Annotated in this window: 23 protein-coding genes; 17 read left to right on the top strand and 6 right to left on the bottom strand. The window is 63.1% G+C overall.

Features of this window, described 5'->3' with window-relative positions:
* Positions 1–109: 109 nt before the first annotated feature.
* The gene (locus Q0P52_RS01300) at positions 110–793 is read left to right on the top strand and encodes a glycine zipper 2TM domain-containing protein (RefSeq protein WP_293759655.1); all 684 of its coding nucleotides are present in this window, start codon (positions 110–112) and stop codon (positions 791–793) included.
* A gap of 245 nt (positions 794–1038) precedes the next feature.
* Here Q0P52_RS01300 and Q0P52_RS01295 read toward each other — a convergent pair whose 3' ends face one another.
* The 6 genes from Q0P52_RS01295 to Q0P52_RS01270 all read right to left on the bottom strand — a co-directional run bounded on the left by Q0P52_RS01295 (position 1039) and on the right by Q0P52_RS01270 (position 7673).
* Positions 1039–1896, bottom strand: a complete 858-nt coding sequence (locus tag Q0P52_RS01295; RefSeq protein ID WP_293759657.1) for a sterol desaturase family protein — start codon at positions 1894–1896, stop codon at positions 1039–1041.
* 248 nt (positions 1897–2144) lie between these two features.
* Positions 2145–3239 (bottom strand): rod shape-determining protein RodA, encoded by a 1095-nt coding sequence (gene rodA, locus Q0P52_RS01290; RefSeq protein ID WP_293759915.1) that lies wholly within the window; start codon positions 3237–3239, stop codon positions 2145–2147.
* Complete coding sequence (gene mrdA / locus Q0P52_RS01285; protein ID WP_293759659.1) at positions 3220–5160, bottom strand: penicillin-binding protein 2; 1941 nt, start codon at positions 5158–5160, stop codon at positions 3220–3222. The genes rodA and mrdA overlap by 20 nt, the downstream gene beginning before the upstream one ends.
* A gap of 4 nt (positions 5161–5164) precedes the next feature.
* Entirely contained in the window at positions 5165–5668 is a 504-nt protein-coding gene (gene mreD, locus Q0P52_RS01280) for a rod shape-determining protein MreD (protein ID WP_293759661.1), read from the bottom strand.
* 2 nt (positions 5669–5670) lie between these two features.
* The gene (gene mreC / locus Q0P52_RS01275) at positions 5671–6576 is read right to left on the bottom strand and encodes a rod shape-determining protein MreC (protein WP_293759663.1); all 906 of its coding nucleotides are present in this window, start codon (positions 6574–6576) and stop codon (positions 5671–5673) included.
* Positions 6577–6629: 53 nt separating this feature from the next.
* A complete protein-coding gene (locus tag Q0P52_RS01270; protein WP_293759665.1) occupies positions 6630–7673 on the bottom strand; it encodes a rod shape-determining protein in 1044 nt (347 codons plus the stop codon).
* Between the two features lie 311 nt (positions 7674–7984).
* Between Q0P52_RS01270 and gatC the strand changes: the two genes are divergently transcribed.
* The 16 genes from gatC (at position 7985) to Q0P52_RS01190 (ending at position 25960) form a co-directional block, all read left to right on the top strand.
* A complete protein-coding gene (gatC, locus tag Q0P52_RS01265) occupies positions 7985–8272 on the top strand; it encodes an Asp-tRNA(Asn)/Glu-tRNA(Gln) amidotransferase subunit GatC (protein WP_293759667.1) in 288 nt (95 codons plus the stop codon).
* Between the two features lie 124 nt (positions 8273–8396).
* The gene (gatA, locus tag Q0P52_RS01260) at positions 8397–9848 is read left to right on the top strand and encodes an Asp-tRNA(Asn)/Glu-tRNA(Gln) amidotransferase subunit GatA (protein ID WP_293759669.1); all 1452 of its coding nucleotides are present in this window, start codon (positions 8397–8399) and stop codon (positions 9846–9848) included.
* 59 nt (positions 9849–9907) lie between these two features.
* A complete protein-coding gene (gene gatB, locus Q0P52_RS01255) occupies positions 9908–11335 on the top strand; it encodes an Asp-tRNA(Asn)/Glu-tRNA(Gln) amidotransferase subunit GatB (protein ID WP_293759671.1) in 1428 nt (475 codons plus the stop codon).
* A gap of 480 nt (positions 11336–11815) precedes the next feature.
* A complete protein-coding gene (gene mraZ / locus Q0P52_RS01250; protein WP_293759673.1) occupies positions 11816–12262 on the top strand; it encodes a division/cell wall cluster transcriptional repressor MraZ in 447 nt (148 codons plus the stop codon).
* A complete protein-coding gene (gene rsmH, locus Q0P52_RS01245) occupies positions 12259–13221 on the top strand; it encodes a 16S rRNA (cytosine(1402)-N(4))-methyltransferase RsmH (protein ID WP_293759675.1) in 963 nt (320 codons plus the stop codon). Before mraZ ends, rsmH begins: the two co-directional genes overlap by 4 nt.
* Positions 13218–13487 (top strand): cell division protein FtsL, encoded by a 270-nt coding sequence (gene ftsL / locus Q0P52_RS01240; RefSeq protein ID WP_293759677.1) that lies wholly within the window; start codon positions 13218–13220, stop codon positions 13485–13487. The genes rsmH and ftsL overlap by 4 nt, the downstream gene beginning before the upstream one ends.
* Positions 13487–15238, top strand: a complete 1752-nt coding sequence (locus Q0P52_RS01235; RefSeq protein ID WP_293759679.1) for a penicillin-binding transpeptidase domain-containing protein — start codon at positions 13487–13489, stop codon at positions 15236–15238. Before ftsL ends, Q0P52_RS01235 begins: the two co-directional genes overlap by 1 nt.
* 13 nt (positions 15239–15251) lie before the next feature.
* Positions 15252–16730: a UDP-N-acetylmuramoyl-L-alanyl-D-glutamate--2,6-diaminopimelate ligase gene (locus Q0P52_RS01230; RefSeq protein WP_293759681.1), complete on the top strand. Its 1479-nt coding sequence runs from the start codon at positions 15252–15254 to the stop codon at positions 16728–16730.
* Positions 16727–18088, top strand: a complete 1362-nt coding sequence (murF, locus tag Q0P52_RS01225; protein WP_293759683.1) for a UDP-N-acetylmuramoyl-tripeptide--D-alanyl-D-alanine ligase — start codon at positions 16727–16729, stop codon at positions 18086–18088. The genes Q0P52_RS01230 and murF overlap by 4 nt, the downstream gene beginning before the upstream one ends.
* A gap of 1 nt (position 18089) precedes the next feature.
* Complete coding sequence (mraY, locus tag Q0P52_RS01220) at positions 18090–19175, top strand: phospho-N-acetylmuramoyl-pentapeptide-transferase (protein WP_293759685.1); 1086 nt, start codon at positions 18090–18092, stop codon at positions 19173–19175.
* Between the two features lie 13 nt (positions 19176–19188).
* Entirely contained in the window at positions 19189–20571 is a 1383-nt protein-coding gene (murD, locus tag Q0P52_RS01215; protein WP_293759687.1) for a UDP-N-acetylmuramoyl-L-alanine--D-glutamate ligase, read from the top strand.
* Positions 20568–21725 (top strand): putative lipid II flippase FtsW, encoded by a 1158-nt coding sequence (ftsW, locus tag Q0P52_RS01210; protein ID WP_293759689.1) that lies wholly within the window; start codon positions 20568–20570, stop codon positions 21723–21725. Before murD ends, ftsW begins: the two co-directional genes overlap by 4 nt.
* Before the next feature lie 34 nt (positions 21726–21759).
* A complete protein-coding gene (gene murG, locus Q0P52_RS01205; protein WP_293759691.1) occupies positions 21760–22851 on the top strand; it encodes an undecaprenyldiphospho-muramoylpentapeptide beta-N-acetylglucosaminyltransferase in 1092 nt (363 codons plus the stop codon).
* A 36-nt stretch (positions 22852–22887) separates the two neighbouring features.
* The gene (gene murC / locus Q0P52_RS01200; protein WP_293759692.1) at positions 22888–24282 is read left to right on the top strand and encodes a UDP-N-acetylmuramate--L-alanine ligase; all 1395 of its coding nucleotides are present in this window, start codon (positions 22888–22890) and stop codon (positions 24280–24282) included.
* 51 nt (positions 24283–24333) lie between these two features.
* Positions 24334–25245, top strand: a complete 912-nt coding sequence (locus tag Q0P52_RS01195) for a D-alanine--D-alanine ligase (RefSeq protein WP_293759694.1) — start codon at positions 24334–24336, stop codon at positions 25243–25245.
* Positions 25235–25960 (top strand): cell division protein FtsQ/DivIB, encoded by a 726-nt coding sequence (locus Q0P52_RS01190; RefSeq protein ID WP_293759696.1) that lies wholly within the window; start codon positions 25235–25237, stop codon positions 25958–25960. Before Q0P52_RS01195 ends, Q0P52_RS01190 begins: the two co-directional genes overlap by 11 nt.
* Positions 25961–25964 lie beyond the last annotated feature (4 nt).

Genomic DNA, 25964 nt, shown 5'->3' with positions numbered 1-25964 from the left:
TCACGCGGCCTTACCTGTCGATGCCACAGGCATGCAACTGGCCTTTGGTGCTGGTGTCTCAGTGGTTCCATGCGCGTTGCAAGACGGCGCAAGCCACAGGGAGACAACAATGAAACAATCCGTATTGATCGCCAGCGTGCTGGCTGGTGGTGTGATCGCCGGCGGGCTGGGCGTGGCTGCTTATCAGTCATTGAACAAACGCGGGGCCGAAGCGCCTCTGGCGCAGGCTTCCGCACCCGCTGCGCAGCTGCTTGCGCAGGCGGCATCGGCGCCCGCCGCGCTCAGCTCGGCGGCTTCTTCGCCGCTGCCGGCCTCTTCGCCCGGGGCGCAGACTGCCGCTCCGACCACGCCGAAACATGCCAGTTACGCCAAGGTGCTGAGCGTCAAGGCCATCACCGAGCCGGTAACCGGCAGCAAGGAAGTCTGCCGTCCCGAACAAGTTACCCGTCAAGCGCCGGTACAGGATGAAAACCGCGTAGCCGGCACCGTGCTGGGCAGCGTGTTGGGCGGCGTGCTCGGCAATCAGGTGGGCGGCGGCAATGGTAAGAAGATCGCCACAGTGGTGGGCGCGGTGGCTGGCGGATACGCCGGTAATCAGGTGCAGCAGCGCATGCAGCAGAACGATACGGTTACCGCCACCGAAAACCGTTGCAACAACGAAGAAACCCGCAGTGAAAAAGTGGTGGGCTATCAGGTGCGTTACTCGCTGGACGGCAAGACCGGCAGCGTGCGCATGGACCACAAGCCGGGCAAGCGCATCCCCGCGCGCGATGGCGAGCTGTTGCTGAATTGATGACGGGCGGCATGCCGCCCTTCATGGCAAGGTGCAGCAGCAACAAAGGCCGCGATAGCGGCCTTTGTGCTTGCTGAGAAAGCAATCGGGCGAGAGGGTGCGGGATGCGGCAAGGCCGGGTTTGCGACTTGCTGGGCAATTCCGCCGCCTTCCCGCTTCTGTGCATCCCCCGCGTTGCATGGCAGCTGAGCTTTATTGTCCGGAAAGCGAGAGCACAACAAGGCCCGGCGCATGCCGGGCCTTGTTCATGGCAGCCGGCTGGCCACTTGTTCCGCCGCCTCCGGCGGGCCGAACAACAAGGTCAGGCGGTCCCGCCAATTGGCGGCGCGCCAGGCTTCGGCCAACATGTCGCGCCATTCCACCACGCTGACCCACAGCGGATTGAAACTGTTCACCGGTTTCACTGTGCCGTAGTCGCATGGCTCTGCGTCGATTTCCTCCACATAGCTGCCGAACAAACGATCCCACACGCACAGTACGCCGGCGTAATTGTGATCGATATAACGCGGGTTGCGCGCATGGTGGCTGCGATGGATGGAGGGCGTGTTGAGTACGTATTCCAGCCAGCCCAGCTTGGGAAAGGCCTGGGTGTGCACAAAGAACTGGAAGGCAAGATTGACCAGCACCACGCCAACCACTTGTTCCGGCGGAAAGCCCAGCCAGGCCAGCGGCAGCCAGAATACCCACATGCCCGCCACCGGATACATCAGGCTCTGACGGAAGGCCGTACTGAGATTCATGCGAGTGGAGCTGTGGTGCACGCTGTGCGCCGCCCATAGCCACCGTACGCGGTGGCTGGCGCGGTGAAACCAGTAATAGAGGAAATCTTGCCCGAGAAAGAGCAGCAGAAAGCTCAGCCAGCTGTCGGAGAATGCAAACAAACGGTGCTCGCGCCAGATCCAGCCATAAAGCGGCAGCACCAGAAGCCAGGCCAGCTTGTCCGCGCCCTGATGCAAGAGCGCGAGCCCGGCATTGCACAGGCTGTCGCGCCAGTCGTAGATTTCGGGCCGGCCATGCCGCCGCCAATAGCCCAGTTCGGCGGCGATGCACAGCAGGAAAACCGGCGCCAGCGCCAGCAACAAAAGATCAATCTGGAATTGCATGTAGTCTTCCTCGTAGATGTGGCGGTTTGCGTCATGGCGCAAACGCTCGATTGGAGTTGTAGCTCTATATTAGCGGTGTGGAGCGGCCGGATGGCAAGCGCGATGTTCAGATGGCGGGCGACGAGGCGGGGGGGTGTGGCGGCAACGGCCACAAGAGCGCATTGAGGGGGCTTGGTGTTGTTGCGGGCCGATCCCGCGGCATGCGCGGAATCGGCTGGGAAGCGAGGTGCTAGGTAACGGGGCGGTTGTCAGCGGCGCTGGTTGCCGATGCCCATCAGCATGCCCATGCCGATGAACAGCGTCACCGTGGCGGTACCGCCGTAGGACACGAAAGGCAGCGGCACGCCCACCACCGGCAGGATACCGGCAACCATACCCATGTTGACGAATGCATAGACAAAGAAGGACAGCGTGATGGCGCCGCCCATTACCCGGCCGTACAGTGTCTGCGCGCGGGCGGTGATCATCATCGCGCGGCTGATCAGCAGGGTGTAGAGGATGACCAAGGTCACATTGCCCACCAGACCGAACTCTTCCGAATAAACGGCAAAGATGAAGTCGGTGGTGCGTTCCGGGATGTAGTCGAGGTGAGTCTGCGTGCCGTTGAGCCAGCCCTTGCCCCAAGGGCCGCCGGAGCCGATGGCGATCATGGACTGGATGATGTGGTAGCCCGCGCCCAGCGGGTCTTCCATCGGGTCGATCATGGTCATCACACGGCGGCGCTGATAATCGTGGAGTAGGTTCCAGACAATGGGCAGGCTGGCTGCGCCGGCAACGATGCCGCCCAGAATCACCTTCCAGGGCAGGCCGACGAAGAACAGCACGAAGAAGCCGGCGGCGGCGATCAGCATGGTGGTGCCGAGGTCAGGTTGCTTGAGCACGAGCGCGCAGGGGATGGCGATCATCACCGCGGCCACCAGGTAGTGCCACCAGCGCATGGAAAGCTCGTATTTCTGGAAGAACCAGGCTAGCGTCATCGGCAGCGCGATCTTCATGATTTCCGAGGGCTGGATGCGGGTGATGCCCAGTTCCAGCCAGCGGGTGGAGCCGTTCACCGTCACACCCTTGAAGTGCACCGCCAGCAACAGCAGCACGCCCACGATATAAATGGGCGGCGCGAAATTCATCACGCTTTGCGGCCGGCTGCGCGCTAGCAGCCACATCACGCTCAAGGACAGCGCGGTGTAGACCAGCTTGTTGTCGATCTTGTCCAGACCCTGGTTGTTGGCCGAATACAGCACCACCAGACTGAGGGCGAAGATCAGTCCCAGAATCAGCATCAGCGGGCCGTCCAGCGGGGCCTTCACGGCCAGCCACAGCCGCCTAATCAGATGTGGCTGCAGAGTCATCGGCAGTATCCATCGGCACGGTTTTCAGATCGCCCGCCACTGCGTCCGGCACCTTGCCCTTGAGGTAGAAATCAAACAGACCGCGCGCGATCGGCGCGGCGGCGGCGGCGCCGAAACCGGCGTTTTCCACGATCACCGCAACGGCGATCCTGGGTTGCTCCACCGGGGCGAAAGCGATGAACCAGGAGTGGTCGCGGTACTGCTCGGCCAGCGCGGCGGCATTGTACTTGGCCCCTTGCTTGATCTGCACCACCTGCGCGGTGCCGGTCTTGCCGGCCATGCTGTAGGTCAGGCCCACCCCCAGACGCCAGGCGGTGCCGCCGGGCTTGAGCACGCCTTCCATACCGCCTTTGACGTATTCGAAGTTTTCCTTGCGGAAGGCCAGCACACGGTCCGGCTTGGGCTCGATCACGCGCGGCTTGCCGGTTTTGGCGTCCACCACTTGCTGCACCAGATGCGGCTTGAAGGCCACGCCGTCGTTGGCGAGGATGGCGGTGGCGTTGGCCATTTGCAGCGGGGTGTAGGCGTTGAAACCCTGGCCGATGCCGATGCTCACCACGTCGGCTGGGTACCAGCGGCGGAACTCTTCCTTGTAGCGGGCAAAGCGCTTGGCTTTCCATTCCTTGGTGGGCAGCACGCCCGAAGCTTCGCCGTCCAGATCGATGCCGGTGGGGCGACCCAGGCCGAACTGGCCCACGGTGGGCGCAATCTTGTCGATGCCCATATCCCAGGCCAGCTTGTAGAAGAAGGTGTCGCTGGACACGGTGATGGCGCGAGCCAGATTCACTGAGCCATTACCGCGCTTGTTGCTGTCGCGGAACTGATGGCTGGAGCCGGGCAAGGTGAAGAACGCCGGCGCCGGACGGATGTCGTGCATGCCGATGGAGTGGGTTTCCAGCGCGGCCATCGACATGAAGGGCTTGAAGGTGGAGCCGGGGGGGTAGGTGCCGCGCAGAGCGCGGTTGATCAGCGGTTTTTGCCAATCGGTGTTCAGGCTGGCCCAGCTCTGGCTGTCGATGCCATCGATGAAAAGATTGGGATCGAAGCCCGGCTTGGACAGGAAAGCCAGCACGCCGCCAGTGGAGGGCTCGATGGCCACCAGCGCGCCGCGGCGATTGCCGAACAGCTTGTCGGCCACTTCCTGCAAGCGGATGTCCAGCGCCAGTTTCAAGTTGTTGCCGTTGACCGGCGGCGTACGGCGCAGGGTGCGGATGGCGCGGCCGCCCGAGTCGGTTTCCACTTCTTCAAAGCCCACCTCGCCGTGCAGATCATCCTCGTACACGTTTTCCAGACCGGTCTTGCCGATGTAGTTGGTGCCTTTGTAATTGGTGGTCTTGTCTTCTTCGTCCAGTCTGTCCTGGTCTTTCTGGTTGATGCGGCCGATGTAGCCCAGCACATGGCTGGTCAGTTCCTTGTACGGGTAATCGCGGAACAGGCGCGCTTTCACTTCCACGCCGGGAAAACGCCAAGCGTTGGCGGCCACGCGGGCAGCTTCTTCGTCGCTGAGCTTCACCTTGAGCGGCACGGATTCGAAATCCCTGGATTCGCCCAGCAGCTTTTTGAAGCGTTTTTCATCGCGCGGTGTGATGTCCACCAGCTTGGACAGCTCGGCCACGGTGGCGTCCAGGTCCGGCATCTTGCTGGGCGTCAGCTCCAGCGTGTAGGCGGAGTAGTTCTGCGCCAGAATCACCCCGTTGCGGTCCATGATCAGCCCGCGATTGGGCAGGATGGGCACCAGCGAGATGCGGTTGTTGTTGGCCATGGTGGTGAAGCGGTCGTGCTGGTACACCTGCAGCCAGACAAAGCGGCCAACCAGCACGCAGAACATCAGCAGCATGAAGACGTAAGCCACCACCAGCCGCAGCTGGAACTGGCTTTCGTCCACGTTGGGATTTTTGAATCGGGTAGGACGCACCGGCTTATACCTGATGGTGACGATACGGCAGCAGCATCAGCTTGGTCAGCAGCGGCCACAGCAAGGCGCCGATCAGCGGCGGCAGGAAATAAGCCCAGCCGACGAAGGCTGCGCCGGTCAGCATGCGGGCCACCACCATGATGGCTTGGTTGGCCATCATCAGCCCCAGCACGCTCAGCGCTTGCTGACCCAGGTTGAACATCACCAGCTGACGCTGGCGGCTTAGGGCCAGAAACGCGGTAACGCTGTAGGCCAGCGCATGTTGGCCGAAGAGACCGGCGGTGGCGATATCGGCCACCAGCCCCATCAGGAAGGCGATGCCCACGCTGACGCGGCGCGGCTGGTTGATAACCCAGTACAGCAGCACCAGGCTGATGAAGTCCGGCAGCCAGCGGGTGGAACCGTGCGGTAACGGAATCAGCTCCACCAGCACGGCAAGCAGCAAAGAGAAGAAGATGAAGCGGCGCTTGACCGGCTTGAGCAACTCGTGGGGGCGGTCGAACGGCATGCTTACTCCGAATCGGCGGGCTTCTTGCCCTTGGTCTTTTTCGCGGGTGCGACAGGCGCTACCGGGCGTGGCGGGGTCTGGCCCTTTTCGCGCAGCACCAGCACAAAGCGGGTTTGCTGTACGCCGGCCACCGGTTCGGTGGTGATGCGGCTGAAGGCCGCGCCGGCATTGCGCTCCACTTTGCTGACGCGCGCCACCGGAATGCCTTCGGGGAACAGGCCGTCGATGCCGGAAGTCACCACCATGTCGTTCTCCCGCACATCGGCGTGTTGCGGCAGATAGCGGATTTCAACGCCGCCGCCGTAGCCGTACAGAATGGCGCGCTCGCCGGTGCGGGAAATCATCACCGGCACCATCTGGTTCTTGTCGATGATCAGCGTCACTTCCGCCGTCAGCGGCTGAACGCGGGTTATCTGCCCCATCAGCCCGCGGCTGTCCACCACCGGCTGGCCCGGTTTGAGGCTGACGTCGGCGCCTTTGTCGATGATGATCTTGTAGGAAAACGGATCGCGGCCGGTGTAGAGGGTTTCGGCCAACTGTTCGGCGTCGGGGCGAGTCGCCTTGATGCCGTTGAGGTTGCGCAGCTCGGTCAGCTCGCGCTCCAGCGATTCCAGTCGAGACAGCCGGGCGGACATTTCCAGCTGCTGGGTGCGCAGTCTGGCGTTGTCGGCTTTCAGTTCTGCCTGGTCGGTAAAGTAGTCGCTGGCGTGGCGGGCCAATCCCAACGGCATGTTGACTGCGCGCTGCAAGGGGTAGAGCACCAGCGACATGCCGTCGCGGGCCTGCTCCATCAGGTTGTAGCGGCTGTCGCCGATCAGCAGGGCTACCGACGCCACGACACAGAGCACGAGGCGCGTGCCGGGTTTGAGCCCTGAGCGGAAAAAGCTGGGGGTGTTGGCGAAATCCATCGGGCACTCGGCCGCCCCTTGTCGGAGCGGCCGCAAGTCGGGTTAGCGCGGGATCAAGGAACGTTGGTGAAGATGGTGCCGATCTTGTCCATCTTTTCCAGCGCCTTGCCGGAGCCGCGCACCACGCAGGTCAGCGGTTCTTCGGCCACGAACACCGGCAGGCCGGTTTCTTCGGCCAACAGGCGGTCGATGTCCTTCAAGAGCGCGCCGCCACCGGTGAGCACCATGCCCTTTTCGGCGATGTCCGCGCCCAGTTCCGGCGGGGTCTGTTCCAGTGCGATCTTCACGGCGGAGACGATCTGGTTCAGCGGCTCGGTGAGGGCTTCCAGGATTTCGTTGGAAGACACGGTGAAGGAGCGCGGGATGCCCTCGGCCAGATTACGGCCCTTGACTTCCATTTCGCGCACTTCGGCGCCCGGGAAGGCGGAGCCGATGGTTTTCTTGATTTCTTCGGCGGTGGTTTCGCCGATCAGCATGCCGTAGTTGCGACGGATGTAGTTGATGATGGATTCATCAAACTTGTCGCCACCCACGCGCACCGAGTTGGAGTACACCACGCCGCCCAGCGAGATCACGCCAACTTCGGTGGTGCCGCCGCCGATATCCACCACCATGGAACCGGTGGGCTCTTCAACCGGCAGGCCGGCGCCGATGGCGGCCGCCATCGGTTCTTCAATCAGCTCGACGCGACGCGCGCCGGCGGCCAGGGCGGAATCGCGGATGGCCTTGCGTTCTACCTGGGTGGAACCGCAGGGCACGCAAATCACGATGCGCGGGCTGGCGGCGAAGAAGCGGTTGGGGTTCACCTTCTTGATGAACTGCTTGAGCATTTGTTCGGTGACGGTAAAGTCGGCGATTACACCGTCCTTCATCGGGCGGATGGCCTGAATGGAGCCGGGGGTGCGGCCCAGCATCTTCTTGGCTTCCAGGCCGACGGCCAGAATGGATTTCTTGTTGGTCGGGGCATCGCTGTGGATGGCCACAACGGAAGGCTCGTCGAGCACGATGCCCTTGCCGCGCATGTAAATGAGGGTGTTGGCCGTGCCAAGGTCGATGGCAAGGTCGTTGGAGAAGTATCCGGTCAGCGAACGAAACATGGAGCGGTCCTGGTCAGTTTCCGTCAGTCGGGCGCAAGGGCGTCCGGTAAGTGGTCAGTTACAGTGAGCAAGGCGATTTTCCGTCGCGGCGCCGCCATCGCCGGGCCGCGTTAGCGGAAGGCGGGTGACGCCGGGAAGGACACTATTCTTGCATCCCGCCGGCCCGTATGAAAGCAGGGGAGGACATGCCGGGAAAACCGGCATTTTCCGACCGCGGCCGAGGGGCTTGGCGCGATGTCGATCTTGGGAGAATCAAACCCGTTATGATACCCTATAAAGCTTGAAATATTAAAGGTTTTGACGAGGACGCCATGTCTCTGACCCATCAGGATGTTGCACGCATTGCCAAGCTGGCCCGCATCAGTGTGAACGACGAGGAAATCGCCGCCGTCGGCGAGAAGCTGAACAACATTTTCGGCCTGATCGAGAAGATGCAGGCCGTGAACACCGACGGTATCGAGCCGATGGCCCATCCGCAGGATGTTTCCCTGCGTCTGCGCGAAGACGTCGTGACCCAGACCAACCAGCGCGAGGCCTTCCAGGCCGTGGCGCCGCAAGTGGAAAAGGGCCTTTTCCTCGTTCCCAAGGTGATCGAGTGAATTTCAGATTGCGAGTCGTCGGCAAGGTTCCCTCTTCGGCCAACCTTGTTTGCATCGCAGCGGCTCGCCCTTATCTTCGCCTTGCTCGACTGACTTCAGCAGCTTAACCGGATATCAAGACAAAATGACGAAAGCCACCCTCAAGCAGCTGTCGCAACAACTGGCGGCCGGCGCGGTGTCTGGCGTGGAACTGGCCACGCAGTATCTCGATCGCATCGAAGCGCTTAATCCGCAGCTCAATGCCGTCATCACGGTGGACCGCGCCAAGACGCTGGCCGAGGCCGCCGCCGCCGACTCGGCGCGAGCGGCCGGCACGGCGGGCCCGCTGGCCGGCGTGCCCATCCTGCACAAGGACATCTTCTGCCAGCAGGGCTGGAAAACCAGCTGCGGCTCGCGAATGCTGGACAACTTCATCTCGCCCTACGACGCCCATGTGGTGGAGCAGTGCCGCGCCGCGGGATTGGTGACGCTCGGTCGCGCCAACATGGACGAGTTCGCCATGGGCTCTTCCAATGAAAACAGCTTCTACGGTCCGGTGAAAAACCCGTGGGATCTGAACGCCATCCCGGGCGGCAGTTCGGGCGGTTCCGCCGCCGCCGTGGCCGCTCGTCTGGCTCCGGTCGCCACCGCCACCGATACCGGCGGTTCCATCCGCCAGCCGGCCAGCCACTGCGGCGTCACCGGCATCAAGCCCACTTACGGCGTGGTATCCCGCTACGGCATGGTGGCGTTTGCGTCCTCGCTGGACCAGGGCGGCCCGATAGCGCAGACCGCCGAAGACTGCGCTCTGATGCTGAATGTGATGGCTGGCTTCGACGAGCGCGACTCCACCAGTCTGGAGCGCGACAAGGAAGACTACACGCGCCAGCTGGATCGCCCGTTGAACGGCCTCCGCGTGGGCTTGCCGCGCGAATACTTCGCGGCCGGCCTGGATGCCGACGTTGCCCGTATTGTTGACGAAGCGGTGTCCGAGCTGAAAAAGCAGGGCGCGCAGGTGGTGGAAGTCAGTCTGCCCAACACCGAACTGTCCATTCCGGCCTATTACGTGATCGCGCCGGCCGAGGCCTCTACCAACCTGTCGCGTTACGACGGCGTGCGCTACGGACATCGCGCCGCCGAGTACAAAGACTTGGTGGACATGTATGAGAAGACCCGCGCCGAGGGCTTTGGCGACGAGGTGAAGCGCCGCATCCTGGTGGGCAGCTATGTGCTGTCGCACGGCTATTACGACGCCTATTACCTGAAGGCGCAGAAGATCCGCCGCCTGATCGCCAACGACTTCACCGCCGCTTTCGAGCAGTGCGACGTCATTCTGGGACCGGTGGCGCCGACCGCTGCTTTCAATCTGGGCCAGCTGTCGTCCGATCCGGTGCAAATGTACCTGTCCGACATCTACACCCTGTCGGTCAACCTCGCCGGCTTGCCTGGCATGAGCGTGCCGGCCGGCTTCGACCGCAACGGTCGTCCGGTGGGTCTGCAGATCATCGGCAACTACTTCAGCGAAGCGACCATGCTCAATGTGGCTCACCAGTTCCAACTGGCCACCGACTGGCACAGCCGCGCTCCTGCCCTGTAATTTCGCCGGGGACGTTGGCCGAAGCGCCGCGTCCCGGCACTGATTAAGGTGTCTCTGACATGAAATGGGAAGTCGTCATCGGTCTTGAGGTGCATGTGCAGCTCAACACCAAGACCAAGATTTTCTCCGGTACCAGCACCGCCTTCGGCGCCGAGCCCAACACCCAGGCCTCCGCAGTGGAGCTGGCGTTCCCCGGCGTGCTGCCGGTGATGAACAAGGCCGTGGTGGACAAGGCCATCCGCCTGGGTTTGGCGCTGGACGCCCGCATAAACCAGAAAAACGTCTTCGCTCGCAAGAATTACTTCTATCCCGATCTGCCCAAGGGCTACCAGATCAGCCAGATGGAACTGCCCATCGTTGAGGGCGGCAAGCTGGTCATTCTGGTGGGCGAGGAAGAGAAAACCGTGCGCGTTACCCGCGCGCACATGGAAGAAGACGCCGGCAAATCGCTGCACGAAGATTTCCAGGGCATGACCGGCATCGACCTCAACCGCGCCGGCACCCCGCTGCTGGAAGTGGTATCCGAGCCGGACATGCGCTCCGCCGAAGAGGCGGTCGCCTACGCTCGCACCCTGCACACGCTGGTCACCTGGCTGGGCATTTGCGACGGCAACATGCAGGAAGGCAGTTTTCGCGTGGACGCCAACGTTTCCGTGCGCCCCTTCGGCCAACAAGAGTTCGGCACCCGCCGCGAGATCAAGAACCTCAACTCCTTCCGCTTCCTCGAGCAGGCCATCAAGTACGAAATCCAGTGGCAGATCGACACGCTGGAAGATGGCGGCCGCGTTGAACAGGCCACCGTGCTGTTCGACCCGGACAGCGGCGAAACCCGCATGATGCGCAGCAAGGAAGACGCGCACGACTACCGCTACTTCCCGGACCCGGATCTGTTGCCGGTACGCATCAGCGGCGCGCAGATTGAAGCCATTCGCGCCGACATGCCGGAGCTGCCGGGCGCCATGAAGGCGCGCTTTGTCGATGCCTTCGGCGTGTCCGCCTACGACGCGGCGCTGCTCACGTCCAGCCGCGCCACCGCCGAGTTCTTCGAAGCCGTGGCGAGCGCCAGCGCCCAGGGCAAGCTGGCCGCCAACTGGATCAACGGCGAAATCGCCGCGCGCCTCAATCGCGAAGGCAAAGACATCGGCGCATGCCCGATCAGTGCCGAACGCCTGATTGGCCTCATCGTCCGTATCGCCGACAATACCCTGTCCAGCAAGCTGGCCAAGCAGGTGTTCGATGCGCTGTGGGAGAGTGATCTCACCGCCGACGCCATCATCGAGCGCGACGGCCTCAAGCAGGTATCCGATGTCGGCGCCATCGAAAAAATGGTGGAAGAAGCCATCGCCGCCAACCCCAAGGCGGTGGAAGAGTTCCGCGCCGGCAAGGAAAAGGCGCTGAACGCGCTGGCCGGGCAGGTGATGAAGGCTTCCAAGGGCAAGGCCAATCCGGCCCAGGTGCAGGATATCCTGCGTCAGAAATTGTCCTGACGGATGCTGCCGGGCAGCCGCGCCCTAAGGGGGCGGACTGCCAACCAGCGGTGACAGAGGTCGGCGTGGTGTCCACTGCGCCGGCTTCTGCCGTTTTTGTAGTGCTGTGATTTCATTGCGACGGCATGCCCGCAAGGGTGTGCCGTTCGGTTTTTGCTTGTGGATGTGGTTTGTGGATGTCGCAGTGCCCCGCCTCTGCCGTTCTCCTCAATTGCCGGCGCTTTCATTTGTCATGAATGGGCCAGTGTTGCCTTCCTGCACCCCGTCAATTAACAGCTCACTTTGACTGCTTTCATTAACCCACTGATTTGACTCGGAAAGAGGGTTTTTGCCTGCTCGCTAAGTCATTGTCGCAAAAGGTGAATTAGCGCCGAGCGATGTTGACCGTGGGAAACTTCTTTCTTATAGTGGCGGGAAGTGGGGTGAAGTGGGTAAAAGTGGGGCGACGGCCCCTAACTTTTTCAATTGGTGATACCGGGCATGATTGGTGGCGTAAGCATTGTCTCTCTTGATAGCAAGGGTCGTTTGGCCATTCCGGCCAGACACCGTGAGACACTGCTGTCCGCTTTCGGTCACAAGCTGGTTGTCACACTCGAATCCCCCGACCATCTGCTGATCTATCCAGAACCCAACTGGCGTCCGGTTGAAGCCCGTCTGCTCGCACTTCCCACCGGTAATCCCACCCTGAAGCGCTACCAACGTCTGGTGCTCGGCCACGCCGAAACCCTGGAGATGGACAGCGCCGGACGCATCCTGCTGCCCTCTCGCTTGCGCGATCTTGTCGGTCTTGAAAAAGACGTGTCGCTGGTGGGGATGGGTAACCGCTTCGAGCTGTGGAATGCCGAGGAATGGGACAGCCAGACCAATGAAGCACTGGCTATCGACCAGACCGAACTTGCCCAACATCTTGGAGATTTTACGCTGTGACCCCCGATATCTTTGTGCACCGTACGGTGCTGCTGGCCGAAGCTGTATCCGCACTCGCCATCCGGCCGGATGGCGTGTACGTGGACTGCACTTTCGGGCGCGGGGGGCACAGTCGCCTGATCCTGTCCACGCTGGGGCCCAATGGCCGCCTCATCGCCTTCGACAAAGACCCGGAAGCCATCGCCGAGGCCGAGCGCCTGGCGGCGGCCGACAGCCGCTTCACCATCGTGCACAACGGTTTTGAAAGCCTGAGGCGTGAACTGGATGCGCTGGGCGTGGACAAGGTGGACGGCGTGCTGATGGATCTGGGCGTGTCTTCGCCGCAGATCGACGATGGTCGTCGCGGATTCAGTTTCCGTTTCGATGCGCCGCTGGACATGCGCATGGATACCAGCCGCGGCATGACCGCGGCCGAATGGCTGGCCACTGCGGCCGAAGCCGAAATCATGGAGGTCATCAAGACTTATGGTGAAGAGCGGTTTGCTCGCAAGATCGCAGCAGCCATTGTTGCGCAACGGGACGTCGCTCCCATCCAGACCACGCGTGAGCTCGCCTTGCTCGTTGGGCAAAACGTCCGTACTCGGGAACCGGGTCAGGACCCTGCCACGCGTACCTTCCAGGCGATCCGGATCCATGTGAACCGCGAGCTGGACGAGCTGAAGTCCGTGCTGCCGCAGGCGGCGCGCAGCCTGGCTGAAGACGGCCGGCTGGCCATCATCAGCTTCCACTCGCTGGAGGACCGCATCGTAAAACTCTACCTGCGCGACGCCAGCAGCGAAGAAAAGCTGCCGTCCTGGGTGATGGTGCGCGCCGGCGATGTGGCCGAGCCGCCGCTGAAAATCGTCGGCAAACCGGTGCGCGCCTCTGAAGAGGAGGTGCGTGAAAACGCCCGTTCCCGCAGCGCCATCATGCGCATCGCCGAGCGGACGGCCGCACCGTGGCGGGAGGGCGACGCATGAACCGCCTGAACGCCATTCTGCTGCTCATCGTGGTGGTGTCCTCCTGGTCGGTGGTCACGTCCACCCACGTATCGCGCAAGCTGTACAGCGATCTGCAGAAAGAACAGAAATCCGCCCAGCAGCTGGAGGTGGAATTCGGCCAGCTGCAGCTGGAACAAAGCACCTGGGGGGCGCACGCCGTGATTGAAAAGGCGGCGGGCCGTCTGGGCATGCATACGCCGGATCCGCGTCAGATCCAGGTGATTACCTCCCGAGGAGGCGCCTGATGCGCACCAGCTACTCGGCCCACCAGCGTGAACGTCTCGCAGACGCCAGTCCGGCGCTGAAGATGACGGCTGGCCGCGTGCGCGTGGTGCTGCTGGGGCTGGGTTTGCTGTTTCTGGCGCTGATCGGGCGCGCCATCTACCTGCAAGTGGTGCAGCAGGATTTCCTGCAAGGCCAGGGCGAAGCGCGCTTCCGTCGCGCCATGACGCTGGAAGCCAACCGCGGCGTTATTACCGATCGCAATGGTGAACCGCTGGCCATCAGCTCGCCGGTGCAAACCATCTGGGCGAGCCCGGCCGACATGGATCCGGTGCCGCCGGCCAAGCTGCGCGAGCTGGGTCGCTTGCTGGATATCTCGCCGGAAGAGCTCACCACCAAGCTGTCCGATCGCAAGAAAGAATTCGTCTACATCAAGCGCCAGATCAATCCGGAAGTGGCGGACAAGGTCATGGCGCTGGGCATCCCCGGCATTGCCAAGCAGCAGGAATACCGTCGCTTCTACCCTGCCGGCGAAATCATCTCGCACATCATCGGCTTCACCGGCGTGGACGGCAAAGGCCAGGAAGGCGTGGAGCTGGCGCGCGAGAAGATGTTGTCCGGCAAGGATGGCCGTCGTGTGGTGATCAAGGACCGCCGCGGGCACATCATTGAAGACGTAGCCGCTATTGAGCCGCCCAAAGACGGTCAGACGCTGTCGCTGGCGGTGGATCATCGCATCCAGTATCTGGCTTATCGCGAAATCAAGGCGGCGGTAGAAGAAAACAAGGCGAAGGCCGGCAGCGTGGTGGTGCTGGACGCCAAGTCCGGCGAGCTGCTGGCGCTGGCCAATTTCCCCTCGTTCAACCCGAACAACCGCGTGGGCACCACGCCGGAAATGCTTCGCAACCGAGCGGTGATCGACTTGTTCGAGCCCGGCTCCACCATGAAGCCCTTGTCTATTTCGCTGGCGCTGGAACACGGCAAGGCCAATCTGAACACGGTGCTGGACACGCATACCTACAATATCGGCCCGGCTGTGATTCGCGATGTGTCGCCGCAGGCCAGCCTGGGCATTCTCGGCATCATCCAGAAGTCGTCCAACGTGGGTACCAGCAAGCTGGCGCTGATGAGCTCGCCACAGGATTTCTGGACTTACTACGACTCGCTGGGCTTCGGCAAACCACCTAATACCGGCTTCCCCGGCGAGGCTTCCGGCCGCTTGCGCGACTGGAAAAACTGGCGGCCCATCGAGCAGGCCACCATGTCCTTCGGTTACGGCGTTTCCGTAAGCCTGCTCCAGATGGCGCGGGCTTACACCATTTTCGTCAACGATGGCGTCATGTTGCCGGTATCGCTGTACAAGACCAATACGCCGATGCCCGGCAAACGCGTGTTGAGCGAGAAAACCGCGCGCGAGATGCGCAGCCTGCTGATCGCCAACAGCGAACCCGGCGGCGGGGCTGTCGGCGGACGAATCATTGGTTACAGCATCGGCGGCAAGAGCGGTACCGCGCGCAAACTGGAAGGCCGCACCTATGTGGCCAACAAGCACCGCGCCCTGTTCATCGGTTTTGCGCCGGGCAAAGCGCCACGCCTGATCGTGGCCGTGATGATCGACGAACCGACTGCCGGCAAGTACTACGGCGGCGCGATTTCCGCCCCTGTGTTCTCTCAGGTGGCCGGCGGCGCGCTGCGTGTGCTCAATGTGCAGCCGGACGAACCGTCCAACAATACCCTGCTGCCGGACACCACCCCGGTGCCGGCGGACTTTTAAAGATGCAAGCAAGATGAAAAGTCGCCTGACTCAATTGCCGGACTGGAACCCGGCAGCGCTGGACCAGCTGGGCCTCCCCGTGAAACGGGTCGAGGCGGACAGCCGTCGCGTGCTGCCCGGCGACGTGTTCCTGGCCTGCCGCGGCGAGTTTGCCGATGGCCGCGACTATATCCCCTCCGCGCTGGAGCACGGTGCGTCCGCCGTGTTGTGGGACACCGCCGAAGGCTTTGCCTGGAGTGCCGACTGGCATGTGCCCAACCTGCCGGTGCCCGCCCTGCGCGAACGCGCCGGCATCGTCGCATCCCATGTCTATGGCCATCCCAGCCAGGCCATGACCGTGATCGGCATCACCGGCACCAACGGCAAGACGTCCATCTCCCACTGGCTGGCGCAGGCTTTTTCCCTGCTGGGGCAGAAGGCCGCCCTGATTGGTACTGTGGGCAACGGTTTTTATGGCGAGTTGACTGAAACCACCCACACCACGCCGGACCCGGTCACCGTGCAGCAAAAGCTGGCTGAATACCGTCGTCAGGGTGCGCATGTGGTTACCATGGAAGTGTCCTCGCACGGCCTGGATCAGTTCCGCGTCAACGGCGTCAGCTTCGCCACCGCGGTGTTCACCAATCTCACCCGCGACCATCTGGACTACCACGGCAGCATGGAGGCCTATGGCGCTTCCAAGGCGCGCCTGTTCCACTGGGAAGGCCTCAAGCACGCGGTCATCAACGCCGACGACGCCTTCGGCCAACGTCTGGCATCGGAAATCGACCGTACGCAGACCCGCGTCGTGACGTATGGCCTGGAGCAGGGCGATGTGCGTCCGCTGTCGCTCAGCGCCAATCTGGACGGTCTGCAGTTGCGCGTCGCCACGCCCTGGGGCGAAGTGGACGTGCGCACCAGCCTGGTGGGTCGCTTCAACGCTGCCAACCTGCTGGCCTGCCTGGCCACCTTGTGCGTCAACGGCGTGCCGCTAGAGGACGCCGCCGCTGTGATGGCGCGCATTCAGCCGGCTCGCGGCCGCATGCAAAGCATCGGCGGCAGTCGCGAACCGCTGGTAGTGATCGACTACGCCCACACCCCGGACGCGCTGGAAAAAGCGCTGGCCACCCTGTCGGACATTCGCCCCGCAGGCAGCAAGTTGTTCTGCGTGTTTGGCTGCGGCGGCGATCGCGATCCGGGCAAGCGCCCGATGATGGGCGGCATTGCCGAGCGTCTGGCCGATGTGGCCGTGCTCACCAGCGACAATCCTCGCACCGAAGACCCGCAAGCCATCATCAACCATGTGCTGGCCGGCATGACGCATCCGGGTCATGTCGAGCTGGACCGCGCCGCAGCCATCCGCTGGGCCGTGTCGCAAGCGCGCGCCGGCGATGTGGTGCTGATTGCCGGCAAGGGACACGAAGAGTACCAAGACATCGGCGGCGTCAAACGCCCCTTCTCCGACTTCCGCGTCGCCGAAGAGGCGCTGTGCGCATGGGGAGAGCAGGCATGATGACGCTGCGTGAAGCCGCACTGTTGGCCGAAGCCCGCCTGATTGGCGATGGCGATGCGCTAGTGCGCCGCGTGGTGACCGACAGCCGCGCTGTCGAAGCCGGCGACCTGTTTGTGGCGCTCAAGGGCGAGCGATTCGATGCGCATGATTTTGTGCCCGATGTGCTGGCGCGCGGCGCTGCGGTGCTGGTCAGCCGTGAATGCGGCGTCGGCAATCAGCTGCTGGCGGACGATACCCGTCTGGCGCTGGGCCGCTTGGCCGCTGGCTGGGCCGCACGTCAGAACGCGGTGCGCATCGGCATTACCGGCTCCAACGGCAAGACCACTGTCAAGGAAATGGTCAGCGCCATTCTGCGCGCGCATGCCGGCGACGATGCCGTGCACGCCACCGCCGGCAATTTCAACAACGATATCGGCCTGCCGCTGACCTTGCTGGGCCTGCGCGCCGAACATCGCTACGCCGTTATCGAGATGGGCATGAACCATCACGGCGAACTGAGCTACCTCACCGCGCTGGCGCGGCCGCAGGTGGCGCTGGTGAACAATGCCATGCGCGCGCATCTGGGCCATTTCGCCGATACCACCGATGTCGCGCGCGCCAAGGCGGAGATCTTCTCCGGCCTGCTGGCCGATGGTGTGGCCATCCTCAATCAGGACGACGCCAATCTGGCGGTGTTTGAAGCTGCGGCAGCTGGCCACCGTCAGCTGCGTTTCGGCCTGGCCGCTTCGGCCAACGTGCGCGCTGATGCAGTGGAACTGTTGCCGCTGGAAAGCCGCTTCACCCTGCGCGCGCCTGCAGGCGACACTGCCGTCGTGCTGTCCGCGCCGGGCGAACACAATGTGCGCAACGCGCTGGCCGCAGCCAGCGTGGCGTTGGCCCTGAACCTGCCGCTGGCCGATATCGCTGCTGGCCTGGCGGCCTTTGGCGGGGCCAAGGGCCGACTCCAGAAGAAAGCCCTGCCGCAAGGCGGCACGCTGATCGATGACACCTACAACGCTAACCCGGATTCCATGAAGGCCGGGCTAGACGTGCTGGCGCGTCTGCCCGCGCCGCGCGTGTTCGTGATGGGCGATATCGGCGAGCTGGGCGAGGGCGCCGCCGCCATGCATGCCGAAGTAGGCGAGCATGCGCGCGCGCTTGGCATCGAAGGTTTGCTGACGCTGGGGGAAATGTCGCGGCACGCCGCGGCGGCTTTCGGCAACGGCGCGGAAAGTTTTGATTCCTGTGAAGCATTGCTTGGCTGGCTGGATGGGCGTTTGCCGTCGGGAGCCTCGGTACTGATCAAGGGCTCGCGCTTCATGCGCATGGAACGGGTGGTGGAACACCTGATGGCAACCGACAAGAAAGAGAAGGTGTAACGTGCTGCTCTGGCTAGCCGAACTCCTCGGGTCCCACATTCGGGCCTTCAATGTATTCAATTATGTGACGCTGCGCGCCGTGATGGCCGCGCTTACCTCGCTGACCATCTCGCTGATGATGGGCCCCTGGGTCATCCGCAAGCTGACCGAACTCAAAGTGGGCCAGGCCGTGCGCAACGACGGTCCGCAAACCCATCTGGTGAAAGCCGGCACGCCCACCATGGGCGGCTCGCTGATTTTGCTGTCCATCACGCTGACCACCCTGCTGTGGGCCGACCTGTCCAACAAATACGTCTGGCTGCTGCTGGCCGTGATGCTGGGCACTGGCGCGCTGGGCTTTTACGACGACTGGCGCAAGGTGGTGTACAAGGACCCGAAAGGCGTGTCCGCCCGCTTCAAGATGGTATGGCAATCCACGCTGGCCATTGCCGCCGGCGTGTTCCTGATCGCCACCGCCAAGCTGCCGGCGTCCACCGAATTCATCGTGCCCTTCTTCAAGACCATTGCTTACCCGCTGGGCGCGGTGGGCTTTTGCGTACTGACCTATCTGGTGATTGTCGGCACCTCAAACGCGGTGAACCTGACTGACGGTCTGGACGGCCTTGCCGCCCTGCCGGTGGTACTGGTGGCCGCCGGCCTGTCCATCTTCGCCTACGTGCATGGCCACGCCGTGTTCTCCAAATATCTGGGGCTGCCTTTCATTCCCGGCGCGCATGAGGTGGTGGTGTTCTGCGCCGCCATATGCGGGGCCTGCTTGGGCTTCCTCTGGTTCAACGCCTATCCGGCGCAAGTGTTCATGGGCGATGTCGGCGCACTGGCGCTGGGCGCGGCCCTGGGCACTGTGGCCGTGATCGTGCGTCAGGAAATCGTGCTGTTCATCATGGGCGGCCTGTTCGTGATGGAGGCTCTGTCGGTGATGATCCAAGTGGGCTCGTTCAAGCTTACCGGCAAACGGGTGTTCCGCATGGCGCCCTTGCACCATCACTACGAATTGAAGGGCTGGAAGGAAACCCAGGTGGTGGTCCGTTTCTGGATCATCACCATGATGCTGGTGCTGGCCGGCCTGTCCACCATCAAGCTGCGCTGAGGAAACGGAAATCATGTCTTACGCTGATCGTCGCATCGCCGTAGTGGGTCTGGGAGGCTCGGGGCTTGCCGCCGCGCGCTATCTCGCGGCCCATGGCGCGCGCGTGGTGGTGGCGGACAGCAAGCCGTCCGAGGAGCGGGTGGCCGAACTGCGCCGCCATGTGCCGGACGCCGAATTGCGCGTGGGTCCATTTGCCGACGCCACTTTCGCCGGCGTGGACATGCTGGTGACCAGCCCTGGCGTTCCGCTCTCCAACCCGGCGGTGGCGGCTTTCCGTCGCGCCGGCGGCGAAGTGGTGGGCGATGTGGAAATCCTGGCCCGCGCCATCAAGGGCAAGGGCGGCAAGGTCATCGCCATTACCGGCTCCAACGGCAAGACCACGGTGACAAGCTTGGTGGGGCATCTGTGCCTCGCGGCCGGGCTCGACACCATCATTGCCGGCAATATCGGTCTGGCGGTGCTGGAGGCGCTACTGGAGCGCGAACAACAAGGCAAACTGCCTGAGGTGTGGGTGCTGGAGTTGTCCAGCTTCCAGCTGGAAACCACCTTCAGCCTGGAGGCGGACGCCGCCACCGTGCTGAATATTTCCGAAGATCATCTTGACCGTTACAGCGACCTGCTGGACTACGCGCACGCCAAGACCGCTGTATTCAATGGCCGTGGTTTGCAGGTACTGAACCGCGACGACGCGTTGGCTCACGCCATGGTGCGCCCAGGGCATGCAGTGAAGTGGTTCTCGCTCAAGCAGGCTGCCGATTATGCCTTGCAAGGGTCGGCCGAAGCGGGCTTCCAGTTGGCTGTGGACGGCGCGCCGGTTTTCCCGCTGGCCGATTTGCAATTACAGGGCCTGCACAATGCCGCCAATGCGCTGGCCGCCATGGCCTTGTGCGACGGCATCGGCGTGGATCGCGCAGCCATGTACGCCGGCTTGCGCAGTTTCCAGGGCTTGTCCCACCGGGTGGAGTTGGTGGAAGAGTTCGGCGGCGTCAGCTTCATTGATGATTCCAAAGGCACCAATGTGGGCGCAACCGAGGCCGCCCTCAACGGCATGACCCGCCCGGTGGTGCTGATTGCCGGCGGTGACGGCAAGGGCCAGGACTTCAGCCCGCTGCTGCCTGCCTGCCGCCGCATCGCACGCGCCGTGTTGCTGATTGGCCGCGATGCGCCGCGCATCCGCGCCGCGCTGTCTTCGGCCAACCTGCCGCTGATCGACTGCGCCACGCTGGAAGAAGCCACCCGTGAAGCCGCTCGTCTGGCGCAAGCGGGCGACGTGGTGTTGCTGTCGCCGGCGTGCGCCAGCTTGGACATGTTCCGCAATTACGCCCACCGCGCGCAGGTGTTCATCGACACCGCGCGTCAGATCAAGGCCGAGCAGGCCGGGGCGGGTCGGTCATGATGGTTCACGGCGGCAGCCGCTACGCGGCCATCAAACCCCTGGACGAGGCGCTGGCCTGGGCGCTTGCCCTGCTGCTGTCCATCAGTCTGGTGATGGTGTACTCCGCGTCCATCGCGTATGCCGAGGCGGATGCCGCCACGCAGAACCGTTACTTCTACCTGCTTCGCCACATCGTGTTCATGGTGATCGGCCTCTCCGCCGCCTATGTGGCGTTTCAGGTGCCCACCAAATTCTGGCAAAAATATTCCGGCCAGTTGTTCATGATTGGCATCGCGCTGCTGATTCTGGTGCTGATTCCCGGCATTGGACGGGTGGTGAATGGCTCGCGGCGCTGGATTTCCCTGTTTGTGCTCAATCTGCAGCCATCGGAAATCATGAAGTTCGCCACGGTGCTGTACGCCGCGGATTACACGGTGCGCAAGACCCACAAGCTGCACAGCCTGAAAGAAGGTTTTGCGCCGATGTTCATGGCCATGGTCGTGGTGGCCTTCCTGCTGCTGCGCGAACCGGACTTCGGCGCGCTGATGGTTGTGATGTCGATTGCCATGGGGATCCTCTTCCTCGGCGGCATCAATATGCGCATTTTCTCCGGCCTGGCCGTGATGGCGGTGGTGGCCATCGTGTTGCTGATCATCTCTTCGCCGTACCGCCTCAAGCGCGTGCTGGGTTTCATGGACCCTTGGGACGATCCCTACGGCAAGGGTTATCAGCTGTCGCATTCGCTGATCGCCATCGGTCGCGGCGAGTGGTTCGGCGTGGGACTGGGCGGCAGCATCGAAAAACTGTTCTACCTGCCCGAAGCCCATACCGACTTCATCATGGCCGTGATTGCCGAAGAGTTCGGTTTTGTCGGCATCTGCATCCTCATTGGCCTGTATGCCTGGATTGTCCGTCGCGCTTTCCACATCGGCGTGGAGTGCAAGAAGCTGGAGCGCTTCTATCAGGCGCTGGTGGCGCAAGGGCTGGGTATCTGGCTTGGCATTCAGGTGTTTTTCAACATTGGCGTGAACATGGGCCTGTTGCCCACCAAGGGCCTCACCCTGCCGCTGATGTCCTTTGGCGGCTCCGCCATGATGATGAACCTCGTCGCCATGGCCGTGCTGTTGAGAGTGGATTACGAAAACCGTCGCATCATGCGCGGCTTCAAGGTGTAAGCGGCCGACCGGCTGCAAGAAGGACGAATCGGATATGAGCAAGCGCACAGTGATGATCATGGCAGCAGGCACCGGCGGGCACATCGTCCCGGGCCTCGCCGTGGGCAAAGAACTGGCGCGTCGCGGCTGGACGGTGGTGTGGCTGGGCACCGAGCGCGGCATGGAAAACAAGCTGGTGCCGCCGTCCGGTTTCCCGCTGGAGCGCCTGGCGTTTCACGGGGTGCGCGGCAAGGGCCTGGCAGGGTCGATCAAGGGCGTGTTCCAGTTGCTGGGCGCCTTTGGTCGTTCGCTCAGCCTGATGCTGCGGCACCGACCGGATGTGGTGCTGGGCATGGGCGGCTATGTCTGCCTGCCGGGCGGCCTGATCAGCGCGCTGCTGTGGAAGCCGCTGGTGCTGGTGAACGCCGACGCGAGCCTGCTGTTGAGCAACAAGGCCCTGCTGCCTTTTGCCCGCAAGTTGGTGTGCGGCTTTGACGGCAGCGCCGCCAAGGCGGTGGGCAACAAGGCGCTGGTGTCCGGCAACCCGGTACGCGCCGAGATCGAACAACTGCCGGCACCGGCCGAGCGCTTCTCTGGCCGCAGCGGCGCGCTGCGGGTGCTGGTGGTGGGCGGCAGCCTGGGGGCGCAGGTATTGAATCAGACCCTGCCCCAGGCATTGGCCCTGATGGCGCCGGAAGCCCGGCCGCAGCTGGTGCATCAAACCGGCGAAGCCAATCTGGCAGAAGTGCGCGCGGCTTACGAAGCTGCTGGCCTGGCCGATGCGGTCACGCTGCTGCCATTCATTGATGACATGCCGGCCTGCCTCGCCCAGTGCGATGTGATTGTCTGCCGCGCGGGCGCCATCACGGTGAGCGAACTGTGCGCGGCGGGCGTGGCCAGCATGCTGGTGCCGCTGGTGGTGTCCACCACCTCGCACCAGCGCGACAACGCGGTGTGGATGGCGCAAGAAGGTGCGGCGCTGCATCTGCCGCAACAGGAATTGTCGGCCCGCCGTCTGGCGGACGAGCTGTCCGGTCTTGACCGGACCCGTCTGCTGACGATGGCTGAACGCGCCAGGATGCTGGCCCGCCCGGGGGCAGCAGCCCGCGTGGCGGACTTGTGCCAGGCGCTCACGGAAGAACAGTAAGCGGCGCGCAAGCGCCACGACAGGCAAGAGACGAACATGAAACACAGGGTCAAACACATTCACTTTGTCGGCATCGGCGGTGTCGGCATGTGCGGTATCGCCGAGGTGCTGCTCAACCTCGGCTATAGCGTTTCCGGCTCAGACATGGCTGACGGCGCTGCGACCCAGCGACTGGCGGCGCAGGGTGCCAAGGTATTCTTTGGCCACGATGCCACATATATGGAAGGCGCCGACGTGGTGGTGACCTCCACCGCAGTGAAGGCGGACAACCCGGAAGTCCTGCGCGCCCGCGAGCGCCGCATTCCGGTGATTCCGCGCGCCATGATGTTGGCCGAACTGATGCGCTTCAAGCAGGGTATTGCCATCGCCGGCACGCACGGCAAGACCACTACCACCAGCCTTACCGCTTCCGTGCTGGCGGCTGGCGGGCTGGATCCCACTTTCGTGATCGGCGGCAAGCTGACTGCCGCCGGCACCAACGCCCGTCTGGGTTCCGGCGAATTCCTAGTGGCTGAGGCGGACGAATCCGACGCCTCTTTCCTGCACCTGGCTCCGGTCATGGCCGTGGTCACCAATATCGACGCCGATCACATGGACACCTACGACCACAGCTTCGACAAGCTGAAGCAGGCGTTCGTGGACTTCCTGCACCGTTTGCCGTTCTACGGCCGCGCGGTGTTGTGCGTGGACGACCCGCATGTGCGCGAGATCCGTCCGCGCATCACCAAGCCGGTGACGACTTACGGTCTGGACGACTCTGCCGACATCTACGCCGAAAACGTGCGTGCTGTGGGCGGCCAGATGCATTTCGACGTGGTAGCCCGCAACGGCAGCACGCAGCGCTTCCCGGTGGTGCTCAATCTGCCGGGCCGCCACAACGTGCTCAACGCCTTGGCCGCCATCGCCATCGGTTTCGAGTGCGGCGCGGATATCGCGTCCATTCAGAAGGGTCTGGCGGAGTTTGCTGGTGTGGGTCGGCGCTTCCAGCGTTACGGCGAAGTGGCCGCGCGGGACGGCGGCAGCTTCACGCTGGTGGACGATTACGGCCACCACCCGGTGGAAATGGCCGCCACGCTGGCGGCTGTGCGCGGCGCGTTCCCGGAAAAGCGCCTGGTGCTGGCCTTCCAGCCGCACCGCTATAGCCGCACGCGCGACCTGTTCGAAGATTTCGTCAAGGTGCTCAACGGTGTTGACGCACTGCTGCTGTCCGAAGTGTACGCCGCAGGCGAAGCCCCCATCGTGGCCGCAGACAGCAGAGCCCTGGCCCGCGCCATTCGCGTGTCCGGCAAGGTGGAGCCGCTGTTTGTCGAGCAGATTGCCGACATGCCGGAAAGCATCTTCAACATGGCGCGCGACGGCGACGTCGTCGTCACCATGGGCGCCGGCTCCATTGGCGCGGTACCGGGCAAGCTGGTGGCGCAAGCCAAGTAGTCAACAGGTTATTGGATGGGGCTGCCGCAGGCGGCTCCGGAAGGAAAGTGAATGAAGCAGTACGGCAAAGTGGCGGTGATGATGGGCGGCGGCTCCGCTGAGCGCGAAGTGTCGCTGATGAGCGGCGCGGGGGTATTGAGCGCCTTGCAGTCCAAAGGCGTGGACGCCCACAAGTTCGACCCGGCGGAAAAGCCGTTGTCGGCCTTGAAAGAGGAAGGCTTCGACCGCGTATTCATCATCCTGCACGGCCCCTTCGGCGAGGACGGCACCTTGCAGGGCGCACTGGAAACCATGGGCATCCCTTACACCGGCTGCGGTGTGATGGCGTCGGCCATCTGCATGGATAAGTGGCGCACCAAACTGCTGTGGCAGGGCGCGGGCTTGCCGATTCCGGCGTTTGAACTGCTGGACGACAGCAGTGATTTCGCTGCCGTGGAGGCCCGCTTGGGGCTGCCGCTGTTCGTGAAACCGGCTACCGAAGGTTCCAGCATCGGCGTCACCAAGGTGAAGTCGGCGGGTGATTTGAAGGCGGCTTATGAAGAGGCGCGCAAGTACGACAAGCTGGTGATCGCGGAGCGTTTCATCGGCGGCGGCGAGTACACCTGTTCGATCATCGGCGACGAAGCCTATCCGACCATCAAGATTGAGCCGGCCACCGAGTTTTATGACTATCAGGCCAAGTATTTCCGCGACGACACGGTTTACCGTTGTCCGTCCGGCCTGAGTGAAGAGCTGGAGCAACGCGCGCGCGACCTGGCGCTGACCGCCTTCCGCGTGGTGGGCGGCAACGGTTGGGGCCGGGTGGATTTCCTGATGGACGAGGCAGGCGGCATTTATCTGCTGGAAGTGAATACCAATCCGGGGATGACTAGCCACAGCCTGGTGCCGATGGCGGCGCGGGTGCGCGGCCTGAGCTACGAAGACCTCTGTCTCAAAGTGCTGGATATGGTGCATGTGGGATAACCATCAACTGCTCAGAAGCCTGGCCAATCTTCTGCTGGGCCTCTCGCTGTTGATGCTGGTGTACGCCGCTGGATTCTGGGTCACCCACGCGCCGGTGTTTCCGGTGAAGAAGATCCAGATTCAGGGGCAAATGAAGCGGGTAACGCCGGAGCAGCTCAAGTTCATTGCCGAACACGAACTGACCGGTACGTTCTTTACGCTGGACATCGACAAGACCCGCGCCGCCTTCGGCAAACTGCCGTGGGTTCGCGACGCGCAAGTACGCCGCCGCTGGCCGGATGCGCTGGAAATCGGCGTCGAGGAGCATGTGGCGCTGGCGCGCTGGGGCGAGAACGGTCTGGTGGACAAGTTCGGCGAGCGTTTCGACGCCGCCAGCGATCAGGCCCTGCCGATTTTCCACGGCCCTGCCGGCGCGGAAAAAGACATGGCTCAGATGCTTGGCAAGCTCGGCAGCGGCCTTGCCGCCACCGGACTCAAGCCGCAGGAAATCTGGCTGTCGCCGCGGCGGGCATGGCAAGTGGGGTTGGACAACGGCGTCAAGCTCGATCTGGGGCGGGGTGACGTGGAAGCCAGAGTGGGGCGTTTCGCCCTCTACTGGAAGGACAAACTGGCAGCGCTGCCGTACCACATCGACTACGTGGACATGCGCTACCCGAATGGATTTGCCGTGCGGATGCCTGATTACAAGGCTCCGCCGGCGCAGGTTAAAAAGTGATACG

The organism is uncultured Aquitalea sp. (assembly GCF_945957525.1).
GTDB lineage: Bacteria > Pseudomonadota > Gammaproteobacteria > Burkholderiales > Chromobacteriaceae > Aquitalea.
Note: the sequence above shows the minus strand (reverse complement) of the source record. Positions and strands in the feature narration are given on the sequence as shown.

What these genes read in the sequence shown, in the direction of transcription:
- Q0P52_RS01300 (WP_293759655.1), top strand. Translation starts at nt 110, where the DNA reads ATGAAACAATCCGTATTGATCGCCAGCGTGCTGGCTGGTGGTGTGATC.
- Q0P52_RS01295 (WP_293759657.1), bottom strand. Translation starts at nt 1,896, where the DNA reads ATGCAATTCCAGATTGATCTTTTGTTGCTGGCGCTGGCGCCGGTTTTC.
- mreD (WP_293759661.1), bottom strand. Translation starts at nt 5,668, where the DNA reads ATGCCGTTCGACCGCCCCCACGAGTTGCTCAAGCCGGTCAAGCGCCGC.
- mreC (WP_293759663.1), bottom strand. Translation starts at nt 6,576, where the DNA reads ATGGATTTCGCCAACACCCCCAGCTTTTTCCGCTCAGGGCTCAAACCC.
- Q0P52_RS01270 (WP_293759665.1), bottom strand. Translation starts at nt 7,673, where the DNA reads ATGTTTCGTTCGCTGACCGGATACTTCTCCAACGACCTTGCCATCGAC.
- gatC (WP_293759667.1), top strand. Translation starts at nt 7,985, where the DNA reads ATGTCTCTGACCCATCAGGATGTTGCACGCATTGCCAAGCTGGCCCGC.
- gatA (WP_293759669.1), top strand. Translation starts at nt 8,397, where the DNA reads ATGACGAAAGCCACCCTCAAGCAGCTGTCGCAACAACTGGCGGCCGGC.
- gatB (WP_293759671.1), top strand. Translation starts at nt 9,908, where the DNA reads ATGAAATGGGAAGTCGTCATCGGTCTTGAGGTGCATGTGCAGCTCAAC.
- mraZ (WP_293759673.1), top strand. Translation starts at nt 11,816, where the DNA reads ATGATTGGTGGCGTAAGCATTGTCTCTCTTGATAGCAAGGGTCGTTTG.
- ftsL (WP_293759677.1), top strand. Translation starts at nt 13,218, where the DNA reads ATGAACCGCCTGAACGCCATTCTGCTGCTCATCGTGGTGGTGTCCTCC.
- Q0P52_RS01235 (WP_293759679.1), top strand. Translation starts at nt 13,487, where the DNA reads ATGCGCACCAGCTACTCGGCCCACCAGCGTGAACGTCTCGCAGACGCC.
- Q0P52_RS01230 (WP_293759681.1), top strand. Translation starts at nt 15,252, where the DNA reads ATGAAAAGTCGCCTGACTCAATTGCCGGACTGGAACCCGGCAGCGCTG.
- murF (WP_293759683.1), top strand. Translation starts at nt 16,727, where the DNA reads ATGATGACGCTGCGTGAAGCCGCACTGTTGGCCGAAGCCCGCCTGATT.
- murD (WP_293759687.1), top strand. Translation starts at nt 19,189, where the DNA reads ATGTCTTACGCTGATCGTCGCATCGCCGTAGTGGGTCTGGGAGGCTCG.
- ftsW (WP_293759689.1), top strand. Translation starts at nt 20,568, where the DNA reads ATGATGGTTCACGGCGGCAGCCGCTACGCGGCCATCAAACCCCTGGAC.
- murG (WP_293759691.1), top strand. Translation starts at nt 21,760, where the DNA reads ATGAGCAAGCGCACAGTGATGATCATGGCAGCAGGCACCGGCGGGCAC.
- murC (WP_293759692.1), top strand. Translation starts at nt 22,888, where the DNA reads ATGAAACACAGGGTCAAACACATTCACTTTGTCGGCATCGGCGGTGTC.
- Q0P52_RS01195 (WP_293759694.1), top strand. Translation starts at nt 24,334, where the DNA reads ATGAAGCAGTACGGCAAAGTGGCGGTGATGATGGGCGGCGGCTCCGCT.
- Q0P52_RS01190 (WP_293759696.1), top strand. Translation starts at nt 25,235, where the DNA reads ATGTGGGATAACCATCAACTGCTCAGAAGCCTGGCCAATCTTCTGCTG.